A 14638-nucleotide genomic window follows, 5' to 3' on the forward strand; every position below is an offset into this window, starting at 1 on the left:
CATCATTTTTAAAATATGGACTTTTAATCATGTAATAACAATCAGGTATCTGATACGACTCATTCTTCTGTCATTTTTTGTAAGCGGAAGAAAAGAGTGATGATAGCTAATACAGGTAAAGATAGGGGTAATGACTTATGGCCTCACAATATGACTTTACTGTCACTCTGCACGATCTTGCTTTTATTCTTAAGCAGATCAAAATATCCGAAGCGGCAACTAACCCGGATGGCAGCGTTAATGCTGAATTGCTTAGAGAATTAGTTTCCAGTCCGCTATTACCTTATGGACTTCGCACAGTAGATGGTTCATGGAATAATCTTCTACCGGGTCAGGAGTTATATGGCTCTGCCGACCAGACAATGCCGAGATTAACCGCGTTAAACTGGCAAGATGCGGACCAAATGACCAGTTATATCCAAATTGGTGGCACCGTTATTGATGCCGACCCACGTATTATTAGTAACTTAATTTCCGATCAAACGGCATCTAACCCAGCCGCACTGGAGGTATTTAACGCGTTAAAAGATGCTCCCGGCGGGGGGACTATTACAGGAGACGGAGAAACGTTATCCATTCCTAACCAGTCTCCCGATATCGGTCTCTCCCCTGCTTTTAACGGCTGGATGACCTTCTTTGGCCAGTTTTTTGACCACGGTCTGGATTTGATTCCCAAAGGAGGCAACGGTATCGTTTTCATTCCGCTACAGCCGGATGACCCTTTATATGTGGAAGGGTCGTCAACAAACTTTATGCTACTAACCCGGGCAACGGTGGATGAAAATCGAGAGACAGTAAACCTGACGACCCCCTTCATCGACCAAAACCAAACCTACACCTCCCATCCTTCACATCAGATTTTCATCCGCGAATACGTCATTATTGATGGGAAACCTGAGCCTACCGGGAATTTATTAGGCGGTGCGAACGGTGGACTGGCGACCTGGGCCGACGTTAAAAACCAGGCTGAAACCCTGCTTGGCATTAAACTCACCGATCAGGATGTGTTTAATGTTCCCCTGCTGGCTACGGATCGCTATGGTAATTTGATTTTAAGTGAAAATGGAAAGGTACAGATTGTTACCACCGGGGGACTGGTTGAAGCCAACGGCGGTCTGTTGCCTGAGGGAACATTCCGCACCGGCCATGCGTTTCTTGATGATATTGCGCATACTGCCGCGCCAAAAGCGGGTCTGCTGGCAGATGATGACACTGCGATTGGGGGCGAAGGAGCGCAACCGGCAGGAACCTATGATAACGAACTGCTCGATCGTCACTTTATTACCGGTGACGGGCGTGGGAACGAAAATATAGGTTTAACCGCGGTGCACGCCGTTTTTCACAGCGAGCATAACCGTCTGGTTGAGCAATATAAAACAACACTGCTGGAAACCGGTGATATCGACCTCATTAATCAGTGGTTGATGCCCAATCATCAAATCACGGAATTACCTGCCGATACCAGTACGCTGGTATGGAACGGTGAGTACCTATTCCAGGCAGGTCGTTTCTCCACGGAAATGCAATATCAGCACCTCGTCTTCGAGGAGTTTGCCCGTACCGTACAACCCGCCGTCGATCCGTTTGTCTTCTCCAACACGGCGGATATAAACCCGATGATCTTTGCCGAGTTTGCGCATGTGGTTTACCGTTTCGGGCATTCAATGCTGACAGAAACCGTAGCGCGCACCGACATTGATATGCAAAGCGGTGATATTGACCTGATTTCAGCATTCCTGAATCCGGTAGCATTTAATCAAATCAACGGGGCCACCGTCACGGACGAGCAGGCTATTGGCGCAATTGTGCGTGGTATGACGCGTCAGGTGGGTAACGAAATTGATGAATTTATTACCGATGCTCTGCGTAATAATCTCATCGGCCTGCCCCTCGATTTAGGCGCACTTAATATAGCCCGTGGCCGTGACACCGCAATGCCGACGCTGAACCAGGCCCGCGAGCAGTTTTTTGCATTAAGCGGTGATAGTCAACTGAAGCCTTATACCAGTTGGGCTGACTTCACTACCTACCTGAAAAATCCCGCTTCAATCATTAACTTTATGGCCGCCTATGGTCAGCATGAGCTGATCCTCAATGCCACCAGCCTTGAAGGTAAGCGTGCAGCGGTAAACTTCCTGTTGTTTGGTGATGCTAACAATGCCCAGCCTGCGGATGCGATGGATTTCTTTAACAGTACCGGAGCGTGGGCAACCAAAGAGACCGGCCTGAATATGGTCGATTTCTGGATTGGCGGGCTGGCAGAGCGCAAAAATGAATTTGGCGGTATGCTCGGCTCAACCTTCAACTTCGTCTTTGAAACACAAATGGAAATGCTTCAGGACGGCGATCGTTTCTACTATCTGAGCCGCGTTCAGGGATTGAACTTGCTCAATGAACTGGAGGCCAACTCGTTTTCCGCACTAGTAATGCGTAACAGCGATCTTGGTGATGAGGGGTCCTCCCACCTGCCCGCAAATCTGTTCCAGACACCGGACCATATTTTTGAAGTGAACCGCGTGCTGCAAACGGAAATCGACCCGAAATGGGGTAATCCGCTGAAGGATCTGCTCTCGCCGTTGTTGGTGCGTCGCGACCCAGGTGTGGATGTTGACGGCGATAGTTTTGCCGATGGCGGGTATCTGAAATATACCGGCGATGGGCATGTGGTGCTTGGAGGGACGGCAGGCAATGATACGTTAATCGGCGGTAAAGGGATCGACAGTCTGTGGGGTGATGGCGGAGATGACCGACTGGACGGCGGCGACGAAGCAGACGTGGTCCATGGCGGTGACGGTGATGACATTATTACCGATACCGGTACGCCCGTTGGTGATGCGGACTTCCTGCACGGTGATGCCGGACATGACGTTATCTTCTCCGGTAACGGAAACGATCTGGTCTTTGGTGGCAGCGGTAGCGACTTCGTGGTGGTCGGCGAAGATGCGCAGGAGGTCTTCTCGGGTCAGGATAACGACTTTGCGCTTGGCGGCTCAGGTGGTGATTTCCTGATGGGCAACGAAGGCGATGACTGGCTGGAAGGCGGCGACGGGTTTGACACGCTGGCGGGTGACAACTCTGAGTTGTTCTTCAACAGTACCATTATCGGTCACGATGTCCTCAACGGTCAGGGTAACGACACCGACTACGATGGCGAAGCCGGTGACGACATCATGGTTCAGGGCGCGGGGATCCAGCGCAATAATGGCATGGCCGGTTTCGACTGGGCAATCCATAAAGGCGACCCAAATGGCGCTAACTCTGACCTTGGGATCCCTATTTTCGTCAACCAGCAGGAGTTTATTCTACGCGACCGTTTTGATCTTGTTGAAGGGCTGTCGGGCTGGAAATACGACGATATCCTGACCGGGACAGAACAGCCGATAGGTACTGCGCCTGTTCAGGGCGTTCCCCTCTCTAACAACCTGACCCAGGAAGGTGCGGATCGGATCACCGGTTTACAGGCTATTCTCGGCGTAGAGCGTTCTACAAATCCGGACGCGGTGCTCCTGAATCCTGATGATGGTAGCGATATTTTACTCGGCGGTGGCGGTAGCGACCGCATTATGGGTAAAGCCGGTAACGATATCATTGATGGTGATGCATGGCTCAACGTGCGTATTGCCGTTACGGGTATGGCAGGACTCACCAGCGCCGAAGGTATGGCTGAGCTGAAATCGTACATGCTGGCCGGCACGCTGAAACCGAATCAGCTGTCGATTGTGCGAGAAATCCTGCATGAAGGTAACGGCACGGAAACTGACGTCGCGGTGTACCGTGATGTCAGCAGCAACTATGTCTTTACCCGTATGGCGGACGGTAGCCTGCGCGTCGATCACGCCACGCCGGATGCCGCGCTGAACCTGAATGATGGCATCGATCGCCTGTTGAACATCGAAAAGCTCGAGTTTGGCGATGGGAAGCAGCTGTGGGTGACGGGGCAACAAGCGACGGGCGATCTTACCATCAGTAACCCTAACCCTTCGGTGGGCGACCTGCTGCGCGTCAACGTGGCGAACTTGCTGGATGGTAACGGGCTGGCGGCGGATGTGGCCATCACCATGACCTGGCAGGCATTCGTCAACGGCCAATGGCGAGATCAGGCAACCGGCGTTGAGTTCAGAGTGCCTGGCACTATTCAGGGCGCACCGCTGCGTGTGGTAGCCAGCTTTAACGACCGCATGGGTGACGCTGAAACCCTGGTGTCGGCACAAACTCAGGCGATCCTACCGCGAAATCAGGCCACGACCGGTGTGCCGGTAATTAACGACCTCACCCCAACTGAAAGCCTGACGCTGACCGCAGTGGTTTCAGGCATTGCTGACGCCGATGGTCTGAGCGGCGGTAATTTCACTTATCAATGGAGAATGAGTTCGCCAACCGGATTCGTCAACATTAACGGTGCGACTTCCGCCACCTATACGCCGGGTCAGGCTATGGTCGGCAGAACATTGCAGGTGGTCGTTACCGTCGTCGACGATGAAGGCAACCCCCCTGTTGTCCTGACGTCGACCACCACCCAGCCCGTGGGCGATCTGGTTGTGGGTACCAACGGGGCTAACACCCTCGTCGGTACTGCCTGGAGCGATATCCTACGCGGTGAAGGCGGTAATGACACCTTACTCGGCGGTGCAGGTGACGATCTGCTCATTGGCGGTGCGGGAAACGACAACCTCTCTGGTCAGGCGGGGCAAGATATTCTGCAAGGTGATGCCGGTAATGACACGCTTGATGGCGGGCTTGGTGCCGACAGTATGACCGGCGGCACGGGCGATGATACCTACATTGTTGATGATTTCGGTGATGTAGTTATCGAAGGTGTGAATGGTGGCACGGACGTTGTCCGAACCAACCTCAGCAGCTACGACCTCACCGATAACGTGGAAGAACTGGTATTTACCGGCAGCGGTAGTTTTATCGGTACTGGTAATTCCATTGCGAACACCATTACGGGAGGGACAGGTAACGACTATCTGTTCGGCATGGGCGGTAACGACCAGTTGTTTGGTGGTATCGGGAATGACTTCCTCGATGGCGGAGATGGCGCTGATAATCTGCAAGGTGGAGTTGGTAACGACGTCATGATTGGCGGTGCGGGCGCGGATACCCTTTCAGGCGGTAGCGGGGACGATATTCTCAATGGTCAGGAAGGTAACGACATTCTGGACGGTGGTGCCGGGAGCGATATCTTTGCCTTTGGCGCCAACTTTGGGCAGGACCGAATTACCGGTTTTGACAGTAACCCCAACGGCGGGCAGGACTTCCTTGATCTCGTCTTGTTAGGTATCAACGCGGGTAATTTTGCCAGCAGCGTGTCTATCACCGGAAACAATGGCAACACCATTGTGACTATCGGTACAGATACCATCACATTGGTGGGCGTCAACTCAACCACCGTGAATATTGGTGACTTTTATCTGGAAATGCCCACTACCCTTGCCAGCAACAATGGCAATAGTTCATTGATCGTATAAGGAGAAGACTATGTCGCGCCAGCATACGCCAACAGAACTGAATGATGCATTAAAGGGAACGAAGCCCACTTTTCTGATGCTGTTGTTTTTTAGTTGTGTGATTAATATGCTTATGCTGGCGCCGGCAATTTATATGCTACAGGTTTACGACCGTGTGCTGGTCAGTAAAAATACCACCACGCTGTTAATGTTGACCTTATTGATTGTCGGCTTGTACATCGTTATTGCCATGATTGAATCTGCCCGCGCGCAGGTTATGGTCAGACTTGGCAACCGGCTTGATATAAAGCTAAGCCAGTTGGTTTTTAACGCAGCCTTTAAAAGAAAGATGGTTACCGGCGATAACAACCCGGCGCAATCTTTAGCCGAGCTGGATCAGGTTCGTCAGTTTCTTTCCGGGAATAGTCTATTCGCCTTACTGGATATTCCCTGGACGCCGATATATCTGTTCATCGCCTTTTTGGTCCATCCCCTGCTGGGATACCTTTCTCTCGGCGGAATAACGTTATTATTCATTCTGACGCTGGTATCTGAAATCTCTACCAAGCGCCCGATTCAGCAAGCGCACGCCTTAACCATTAACAATGCCAGCAAACTGAATAAACAGCTGCAAAACGCCGATGCCATTGAGGCGATGGGGATGCTTTCGACCCTGAAGTCCAACTGGCAGGAGCAACATAACAAAGTGCTGGCACTACAAACGCAGATTGCCGACAAAACGGCCGGGTTAAGCAGCCTCAGCCGCTTTGTGCGGGTGTTGCTGCAATCTATTGCGCTGGGCGCAGGGGCTTTACTGGTGATCGGCGGCCATATTACTCCGGGCTTGATGATCGCCGCCTCGATCATTCTTGGCCGCGTCCTCAACCCGGTAGAACAAGTTATTGGCAGCTGGAAGCAGTTCGTGCAGTTTCGTAGCGCGTGGCATCAGCTCTCAACCTTGCTGAAGGAGTATCCGGCACCTAAAGAGGTACTGACCCTGCAGCGTCCGAACGGCAACATCAGCGTCGAAAGCGTCTTCGCCGCTGCCCCCGGCCAGCCTTCCCCGCTATTGCGTAATATCTCATTCCAGCTGGAGCAAGGTGAAGTTCTGGGGATTATCGGCCCCTCAGCCTCAGGGAAAACCTCGCTGGCAAAGGTTCTGGTTGGCGTCTGGAAACCGATATCAGGGAAAGTCAGATTAGATGGCGCAGATATTTGTCAGTGGGATAAAGCGCTGCTGGGCCCGTCTATTGGCTATCTGCCGCAGGATGTGGAACTGTTTGACGGTACCATCGCGCAAAATATTGCCCGCTTCGCGCAGAATGACAGTGAGCTTATCGTCGCCGCCGCATTACTGGCAGGCGTTCATGAGATGATCCTGCGCTTGCCGCAAGGTTATGACACGCTGTTGGGCGCAGGCGGATACCAGCTCTCCGGCGGGCAGCGGCAGCGTATCGGGCTGGCACGCGCCGTGTATAACAATCCTGCGTTCATCGTGCTTGATGAACCGAATGCTAATCTTGACGACGCGGGTGAATTTGCACTCGTTAAAGCCATCAATACCCTGCGTACACAGGGACAAACTACCGTCATTATCTCACACCGCCCGACGCTGCTCGGCGTGGTCAATAAGGTTTTGCTGCTTAACGATGGCGCCATACAGGAGTTTGGTACTCGCGATCAGGTTTTTGCCCATTTGCGTCAGGCCAACGTACTGAAACCGGTGGCTACGCCTTCTCCATCCACGACTGAACAGCAACGTGAGGCCTGATGATGAAAAAGAATCCCCACAACACGGCATCTGCTGGCGTAGATACCAATATCTGGTCGCCGATTATCCGGGGCGTGATCGTCATTGTGCTTGGGGTCGGTAGTTTTATCCTCTGGGCAGTGCAAGCTCCATTAGATGCGGGCGTGGTCGCTGATGGTACGGTAACCGTATCGAGTAACCGCAAAACCATTCAGCATCTGAGCGGCGGTCGGGTAACGGATATCTTTATCAAAGAAGGCGACTTCGTGAAGAAAAATCAGGTTCTCGTCCGGTTGGATAAAATGCAGCTCGAAATGCGTTTCAGCGCGTTAAATGCCCAGTATATTTCTGCAAAAAGTATCGAAGATCGCCTGTTGGCAGAACGCGATGGCCTGGAAGCGATCCGCTTTAATACGACGCTGACGCAGCAATTTTCTGGCAATAAACGGCTGACAGAAGTCAGAAATCTGCAGGCCAAGCTTTTCGATACGCGTCGCAAAACGATTCAGGACGAACTGTCGATGATTGAGGAGACGCTCGATGGTCTGGTTGGGCAAACGGATAATCTCAATAAAATAAAAGGCTATCGCGACCACCAGTTTTCTCTGATTAACCGGGAGTTGGGGGCTATTCGCGCGCTGAGCGAAAAGAACTATTACCCCAAAGCGCAATTACTGGTGCTGGAGCGCGAAGCGGCTGAAATATCTGGCAGCGTTTCAGAAGATATTCTTAATATTGCTAAACTGAAATCGCAGCAAAACGAATTAAAAATTAAAGCCTACCAGGTGCGTCATCAATATTTACGTGAAGTTGAGTCTGAACTGACGGAAAACCAAAAAGAAGTGGCGATGCTGGAGGATGAACTGGTGTCCACCCGTCACGAGCTGGATAACACCGAGATCCGCTCACCGATTAACGGTATCGTGCTGGATGTAAAAGTCAGTACCGTGGGCGGCGTCATTCAACCCGGCGAACATCTTATGGATATTGTCGCCGCCGGACAACCCATGCAAATTGATGCCAAAATACCCGTGCATGCCATTGATAAACTGGTCCCCGGCTTAACCGTTGATGTGCTTTTCCCTGCCCTTAACCATGCCCTGTTGCCGTCGGTTCCGGCCCGGGTTCTGACTATCTCGGCGGACCGCTTAATTGATGAAGCCACTCAGCAGCCTTACTACCTTGCGGAAGTACAGGTTTCAGCAGAGGGCGCGCGTTTGCTGGGCGATTACAAAATTAAAGCGGGAATGCCCGCCAGCGTGACGATCAAGACCGGTGAACGAACCCTGATGAGTTACCTGTTTAAACCGTTGATTGCCCGTCTGGAACTGGCATTTAAAGAGTATTGAGCCATCCATTGCCGGTATGGCGTACGGCTTGTCGCGCCATACCGCTTTCTGCCGTTGCTGGCAGCTTTGCTTTCTTGTAACCTTCTTCCCGTCACACTACTGACAAAATCTGGAACCACTGAACTGGACTTCATATGAATGCTCATATTTCTAAAGACCCTTTACATGGCGTAACGCTTGAAATGCAGGTCAATGCCCTGGTTGAACGTTATGGTTGGGCTGAACTGGAGCAACGCATTAATATCAACTGCTTTAAAAATGAACCGAGCGTTAAATCCAGTCTGAAGTTTCTGCGCCGTACGCCGTGGGCGCGGGCAGAAGTTGAAGCGCTGTACCTTGATTCGCTGCATGACCTGGCCTCAAACAACACCCCCGAACCGGCCTTCGATCCCTGGGCTAACAGCCGCAATAAAAAGAAATAAGAGCAAAATCAGATGGCAGCATCCGGTTTCTTTTCAGGAAATTATCAGAAAAAACTGGCGAAGATTCTCGCCCGTTCTCGTGCCAGACTACCGCTGACCAACATGAAATGGTTTGCTGTACTTGTGGGCAGTATGTTGTTACTTGGCAGCTGTTCTTCACAACCGCCCGGCCCCAAAACCACTCCGCTACCTCCGGTGAGCAAACCACAGCAGAGCAAGGAGCCAGTGCGCGGAATCTGGCTGGCCACGGTTTCTCGTCTTGACTGGCCGCCTATCTCATCCGTGAACATCAGTTCGCCTGCCGTACGCATCAGCCTGCAGCAAAAAGCGCTGACGGATAAGCTGGACAACCTGAAACGGCTTGGTATTAACACCGTTTTTTTCCAGGTTAAGCCCGATGGGACCGCATTGTGGAAGTCAAAGATTCTACCGTGGTCAGATACCCTGACCGGTACGATTGGCCAGGATCCGGGTTACGATCCGCTGCAGTTTATGCTCGATGAAGCGCATAAACGCGGAATGAAAGTTCATGCCTGGCTTAACCCCTACCGTGTTTCCGTGAACACCAAACCTTCGACGGTCACTGAATTAAACAGCACGCTGTCACAGACGCCGTCCAGCGTATACGTCCTGCATCGGGACTGGATCCGCACTGCGGGCGAGCGTTTTGTGTTAGACCCCGGTATTCCCGACGTGCGCGACTGGATCACCAGCATCGTGGCTGAAGTGGTTGAGAATTACCCGGTTGATGGCGTGCAGTTTGATGATTACTTCTATACCGAATCTCCCGGCTCTGCGCTCAACGACAGCCAGACCTTCAGAAGATACGGCCAGGGATTCGCTTCCAAGGCTGACTGGCGTCGCGATAACACGCAACGGCTGATCGCCCAGGTTTCGCGGACCATCAAGAAACTTAAGCCTGAGGTTGAATTCGGCGTCAGTCCTGCGGGCGTGTGGCGCAACCGTTCGCACGATCCAGCGGGCTCCGACACGCGCGGCGCGGCAGCGTATGATGAGTCGTATGCAGACACCCGCCGTTGGGTGCAACTAGGTTTACTGGATTACATTGCACCGCAACTCTACTGGCCTTTTGCCCGTGACGCAGCGCGTTACGATGTACTGGCAAAATGGTGGGCAGATGTCGTGAAATCAACCAACACCCACCTCTACATTGGTGTAGCGCTGTATAAAGTTGGTGAACCATCGAGAAAAGAGCCAGACTGGACGGTAAAAGGCGGTGTGCCGGAACTGAAAAAGCAGCTCGATTTAAACGAATCCGAACCGTACATCAACGGCACGATCCTGTTTCGCGAAGATTATCTTAATCAACCTCAAACGCAGGAAGCCGTGACCTATATTCGTAATCGTTGGGGACGTTAATAGTTGTCCTGAGTGGGAAGTCTGAGCCAGACGCTCACGTAGCGGGTAAATTTCCCCACAAAAACGCCGGCGAACATGCCGCCTGTAATGATAGCCAGAGCGCTCATTGCGGGTTGACGTAAAACGTCGGGAGCAGTGGCGTTAAGTACGCCAAGAACGTACTTAACGCCAAATGCCAGCAGCATAAATGGCAATGCGGAATAATCTGCCGGACGATGAATACTCCGCGGTGCGCTACTGCGGCTCAAACGGTCTGGGTTAATTAATATGTAGCCAATTATCGCGCCGCTGATAATACCTATCGTCCACTGGATATAGGTAATGAGGGTCGGGTCGCGGTAAGTTATTAAATCGTAGATATCCCAGAACAGAAAAATAGCCGGGATCAGCGCCAGCTTTTCCAGCGTGACGGTGGCGGGTGTTCTGGCTTTAATCCCTCTGTAAAGTAGAAAGGCAAACAGCAGATACACCCAAACTGGCGTGTGTTCCAGCATACCCAAGACAAATTCAGCCATAACATTGCCCCGCTCAGATTTAATTCTTCGCTAAGTGTAGCGGCTATATCTGCGTTACCGGGACATTAACCGACGGACATTATCATCAATTTGTTTCTGAATCGTCTTCAGCGTGGATTGCGTTATCTGATCGGGGTATTTGTCCCTGGCGATGGCGCTCAATGCCGTGGCAAAGTGACAGACTTTTTCGATTATGCCGTTCACATGGTCAGCAGATAACTCAGCTTCCTGAACGCCAAGCGACTGAAGGTGCTTTCTTTCGATATCCAGCGCCTCTCCCAGCACGTCCATTTGGTGATACCCGCCAGGCCCTTCGCACCAGGTGACATCGTAAGCCGGAGCCAGAGTCCAGTCTCCATCGGCTGACATTAAATAGGCAAAATTCTTCGGATGATCGTCGCGGTTGTTAAATGCCACGTTGAAAACCACGCGTTCGAACGCTTTTGCCTTTTCTCTGACATCATTGGTACAAATCTGCGTGGCGCGCAGAAAATCCCGGTAGTCTAAAGCGCCGGGTATCTGGTAATTTGCCCCGGTAAGTGCCGCCAGGCTCTGCATAGGAATACGTATCGACTGGTCACGGTCGAAACGGCGAGTGGCAAATGCCGCCTGTCCGCCGGGCAGATTGAAATACGCAGTATCGGGCGTGGTGATCCCACATTGGCGCAAGCATTCAGCATAAACCGCTTCGATGGCACATACCTCAGCATGCTCATGCCTGGCGGGAAATTTTATCAGCCAGCTTTCGCTCCCGGGTAGCGGCGCCGTGGTGAATTTAGACGTGACAGTGTCACGATAAAGTAACGCCTTAGGCCTTGCTCCCTGTGGCGAACCGCCCATCTGGAGTAGTTTTTGCAAGAATTCCCCGCCTTCGCCGCTCAGGACTTCCTGAACCTCAGCGGCCAGTTGTGCGAGAGGAACATCCTCTTTTGACAGCGTCTCGGCATCTGACTGAACGGGCTGGAATGTCATGGCGCCCATCGCGTTGTTGCCGACCCAGGTTAAGCGCTCCAATGGACCAATGCGTGCTGCGTTGAGCCCGCGGCGTTTAAATAGTCGGTCCATCAACAGCATACCCCAGCCGTCAGGTAGCGAATCATAGACTGGCCCAGGTAATCCCAGCTGATGAGCCGGGAAATCCCTGCGTAAACGGGGACCGTTCAGCGGTAACATCAGTCGGGACAGTTCCAGCCCCTTACGTAAGGCCTCTTCACTGTATTCAAAGGCGATCAACGGACGTCCGGTCAGGGCTGTGGAAGACACCAGTTTGCCCCACAGCCATTTCTCACCCCAGCCTTCATAGAAGACATCAACTTGCTCAGGCATCAGAATTTTTCCTTTTGATTCGCTGACGTGCCGCGCTCTTTTCGTAACGCAAAATATCATCGAGACTATCAATCCTGGGTTTGAATAACCCCTCCAGCGCATCGCCATAGCCTAACACCATCGCGACTTTGACCAGATTCTCAAATCCTACATTCTTACCGGTTTCCAGATTTGAAACGGTATTCACACCGACACCTGAACGCGCGGCAACATCAGCTTGCGTCATTTGCCGGGCGAGTCGTTCTTTACGTAATCTGTCGCAAAGTAGTTTGACGATATCGGCTGCAGTATTTAGCGTTAAATCCATAATATTGGCTCTTATTGGGATAAAAACGACTTTACACCCAATATTATAGAGTTAAGTGGGGAATGATTCAAAACCTTATAAGGCACAATAAAAAGGAGTTAAACCGGAAAATCTTGCTTAAGGGCCATTATACTGGAGTTATCCGGGCGCATTGTCTGTACCCGGATATGGTGTTGTTATCAGGCAACGGAAGGTTCAGGTAATCTGAAGGATGAGACCAGCAATGCCAGTTGTTCCGCCTCCTCTTTCAGCGCCTGCGTCCGGGCTGCGGCATCATCAATTAATGAGGCGTTTTGCTGAACGGTGCTGTCCATTTCGGTAACGGCCAGCGTAACTTCGGAAACGCCCTTACGTTGTTCTTCACCCGCAACGCGTATTTCCCCCATCAACTGGCGCACCTGACGCACATTGTTGACCAGTTCTCCCAGACGCTCACCTGCATTGTGAATTTGCTGACTTCCGCTACCAACATGAGAAACGGATTCATCAATCAACGTTTTAATTTCCTGGGCGGCGGTGGCACTGCGCTGAGCCAGCGTGCGCACTTCGGAGGCCACGACGGCAAACCCTCTGCCAGCATCGCCCGCTCTGGCGGCTTCAACCGCGGCATTCAGGGCGAGAATATTGGTCTGGAACGCAATGCTGTCGATGACCGCGACAATTTCCACCATTCTGCCGGATGAGGCGCTGACGTTATCCATTGTTGAGATCACGCCCTGCATCACATCGCCGCAGCGGTTGGCTGTTTGCGCGGTGCTATCGGATAGCTCATCCGCCAGTTGTGTATTACTGGCGTTTTGATGAACGGTCGCATTTAACTGCTCCATGGCCGCCGAACTCTCTTCCAGCGCAGCGGCCTGCTGCGTTACGCGAGATGAAAGCTCCATATTACTGTCAGCCAGGCTAACGGCGTTATTCGCTACCACTGTGCTACTGCTTCTGACGGTGATCAGGATGGCTGAGATTTTATCGACGAACAGGTTAAACGCCTCGGCGATAGCCGAAATCTCGTCTTTGCCACGAACATCCAGACGACGGGTAAGATCGCCTTCTCCCTGCGCGATGTCATCAAGTGCCTGACGGGTATCATCGAGACGCGAAATCAGTCGACGAACCACCAGCCATGATCCCACCAGCAACAGCGTCATGATAGGGATCAATACTTCCAGAACGTCCTGCATCATCACTTTGGCAAGACCGACAATACGAGATTCAGGGGTTGCAAGTCCTACGACCCAGCCGGTATCTGGCATCGGGAACAGCATTACCTGTGACGCGGTATTCAGGACGTTGTCGTTTGCCAGCGTGATAGTTTTCACCCCATCTGTCGGGCGCAAAGATTTCAGACCGTTTTGCACCGGGATAAGCCACTGCGCGCTTTGCGCCAAATCGTTAATGGTTTTATATTTTGCCAGGTCGGCCTGCGGGAAATAGAGAATTTGTCCCTGCTTGTCTACCACAAATGCGTAACCACCGGTGCTGTTTCCCTGCTGCTGCATGAAGGAAGCGACGTTATCCAGACGGATATCGGTGGTAGCGACACCGGCAAACTTGCCCGCCTGTTGATAAGGCACGCTGCATGTCACCATGTTGACGCCTGAACTGGCATCCTGGTAAACGTCAGACCATAAACAGCTGTTTTGTGAATGGCCTTTGGCCAGTTGATACCAGCTTTCATTGTGGTATCCACTCGATCCTTCGACGTTATAATCATTGGAATACACCAGCTTTCCTTCAGCATTACGCGCCCAGAAAAAGCTTCTTTTCTCCACACCTGCGGTGAAGGCGTCTGGTTCTGGCCAGATGCCGCCGCCGGTAATAATCGAGTCTTTACCTTCACCAATAAGATGCGGAACAACGCTTTGGTACAGAGATTCATCGTTAGGCAACACTTCAGCCAGTCGCGACAAGCTGACGGTCTCACCTTCAATTCGGGACAATACGGTACTCAACTGACGGGTTAAACCTTGCCCTGTTTCTTCGATCAGGGCGGTGTTGATTTCAACGACGCGCGGCTGACCGCGCCAGAGCATAATCACCACGATAACAAGGGTCGTTACTGCAAGCAGCAGAATGCCGCCGATGGTTAAACGCGTTGAAATACGAGTAGGATACCAGGCCATACAAACTCCTTCTGCA

9 protein-coding genes are annotated in these 14638 nt (G+C 52.0%); 5 read left to right on the forward strand and 4 right to left on the reverse strand.

Annotated elements, in window-relative coordinates; translation table 11 throughout:
* The first annotated feature begins 137 nt into the window (after positions 1-137).
* The 5 genes from ACHHZ7_RS19070 to ACHHZ7_RS19090 all read left to right on the forward strand — a co-directional run bounded on the left by ACHHZ7_RS19070 (position 138) and on the right by ACHHZ7_RS19090 (position 10351).
* Positions 138-5471 carry a peroxidase family protein gene (locus ACHHZ7_RS19070; protein WP_313858348.1) on the forward strand — a complete coding sequence of 1778 codons (5334 nt, stop codon included), beginning with the start codon at positions 138-140 and terminating at the stop codon, positions 5469-5471.
* Between the two features lie 10 nt (positions 5472-5481).
* Complete coding sequence (locus ACHHZ7_RS19075) at positions 5482-7221, forward strand: type I secretion system permease/ATPase (RefSeq protein ID WP_060682205.1); 1740 nt, start codon at positions 5482-5484, stop codon at positions 7219-7221.
* On the forward strand, positions 7221-8549 hold the full coding sequence (locus tag ACHHZ7_RS19080) for an HlyD family type I secretion periplasmic adaptor subunit (RefSeq protein WP_171845945.1): 1329 nt from the start codon (positions 7221-7223) through the stop codon (positions 8547-8549). The genes ACHHZ7_RS19075 and ACHHZ7_RS19080 overlap by 1 nt, the downstream gene beginning before the upstream one ends.
* A 134-nt stretch (positions 8550-8683) precedes the next feature.
* Positions 8684-8971 carry a VF530 family DNA-binding protein gene (locus ACHHZ7_RS19085; protein ID WP_060682204.1) on the forward strand — a complete coding sequence of 96 codons (288 nt, stop codon included), beginning with the start codon at positions 8684-8686 and terminating at the stop codon, positions 8969-8971.
* A 12-nt stretch (positions 8972-8983) separates the two neighbouring features.
* The gene (locus tag ACHHZ7_RS19090; protein WP_060682203.1) at positions 8984-10351 is read left to right on the forward strand and encodes a glycoside hydrolase family 10 protein; all 1368 of its coding nucleotides are present in this window, start codon (positions 8984-8986) and stop codon (positions 10349-10351) included.
* Here the strand turns inward: ACHHZ7_RS19090 and ACHHZ7_RS19095 are convergent.
* The 4 genes from ACHHZ7_RS19095 to ACHHZ7_RS19110 all read right to left on the reverse strand — a co-directional run bounded on the left by ACHHZ7_RS19095 (position 10348) and on the right by ACHHZ7_RS19110 (position 14622).
* Positions 10348-10866: a hypothetical protein gene (locus tag ACHHZ7_RS19095; protein ID WP_008784779.1), complete on the reverse strand. Its 519-nt coding sequence runs from the start codon at positions 10864-10866 to the stop codon at positions 10348-10350. The two genes, ACHHZ7_RS19090 and ACHHZ7_RS19095, sit on opposite strands and share 4 nt — an antisense overlap.
* A 54-nt stretch (positions 10867-10920) precedes the next feature.
* Entirely contained in the window at positions 10921-12192 is a 1272-nt protein-coding gene (locus ACHHZ7_RS19100) for a type II toxin-antitoxin system HipA family toxin (RefSeq protein WP_060682202.1), read from the reverse strand.
* The gene (locus ACHHZ7_RS19105) at positions 12185-12499 is read right to left on the reverse strand and encodes a helix-turn-helix domain-containing protein (RefSeq protein ID WP_048226497.1); all 315 of its coding nucleotides are present in this window, start codon (positions 12497-12499) and stop codon (positions 12185-12187) included. Before ACHHZ7_RS19105 ends, ACHHZ7_RS19100 begins: the two co-directional genes overlap by 8 nt.
* A 179-nt stretch (positions 12500-12678) precedes the next feature.
* The gene (locus tag ACHHZ7_RS19110; protein WP_060682201.1) at positions 12679-14622 is read right to left on the reverse strand and encodes a methyl-accepting chemotaxis protein; all 1944 of its coding nucleotides are present in this window, start codon (positions 14620-14622) and stop codon (positions 12679-12681) included.
* Between the last annotated feature and the right edge of the window lie 16 nt (positions 14623-14638).

It is taken from the genome of Citrobacter freundii complex sp. 2024EL-00216, assembly GCF_043945515.1.
Classification (GTDB): Bacteria; Pseudomonadota; Gammaproteobacteria; order Enterobacterales; family Enterobacteriaceae; genus Citrobacter; species Citrobacter portucalensis.

What these genes read in the sequence shown, in the direction of transcription:
- ACHHZ7_RS19070 (WP_313858348.1), top strand. Translation starts at nt 138, where the DNA reads ATGGCCTCACAATATGACTTTACTGTCACTCTGCACGATCTTGCTTTT.
- ACHHZ7_RS19075 (WP_060682205.1), top strand. Translation starts at nt 5,482, where the DNA reads ATGTCGCGCCAGCATACGCCAACAGAACTGAATGATGCATTAAAGGGA.
- ACHHZ7_RS19080 (WP_171845945.1), top strand. Translation starts at nt 7,221, where the DNA reads ATGATGAAAAAGAATCCCCACAACACGGCATCTGCTGGCGTAGATACC.
- ACHHZ7_RS19085 (WP_060682204.1), top strand. Translation starts at nt 8,684, where the DNA reads ATGAATGCTCATATTTCTAAAGACCCTTTACATGGCGTAACGCTTGAA.
- ACHHZ7_RS19090 (WP_060682203.1), top strand. Translation starts at nt 8,984, where the DNA reads ATGGCAGCATCCGGTTTCTTTTCAGGAAATTATCAGAAAAAACTGGCG.
- ACHHZ7_RS19095 (WP_008784779.1), bottom strand. Translation starts at nt 10,866, where the DNA reads ATGGCTGAATTTGTCTTGGGTATGCTGGAACACACGCCAGTTTGGGTG.
- ACHHZ7_RS19100 (WP_060682202.1), bottom strand. Translation starts at nt 12,192, where the DNA reads ATGCCTGAGCAAGTTGATGTCTTCTATGAAGGCTGGGGTGAGAAATGG.
- ACHHZ7_RS19105 (WP_048226497.1), bottom strand. Translation starts at nt 12,499, where the DNA reads ATGGATTTAACGCTAAATACTGCAGCCGATATCGTCAAACTACTTTGC.
- ACHHZ7_RS19110 (WP_060682201.1), bottom strand. Translation starts at nt 14,622, where the DNA reads ATGGCCTGGTATCCTACTCGTATTTCAACGCGTTTAACCATCGGCGGC.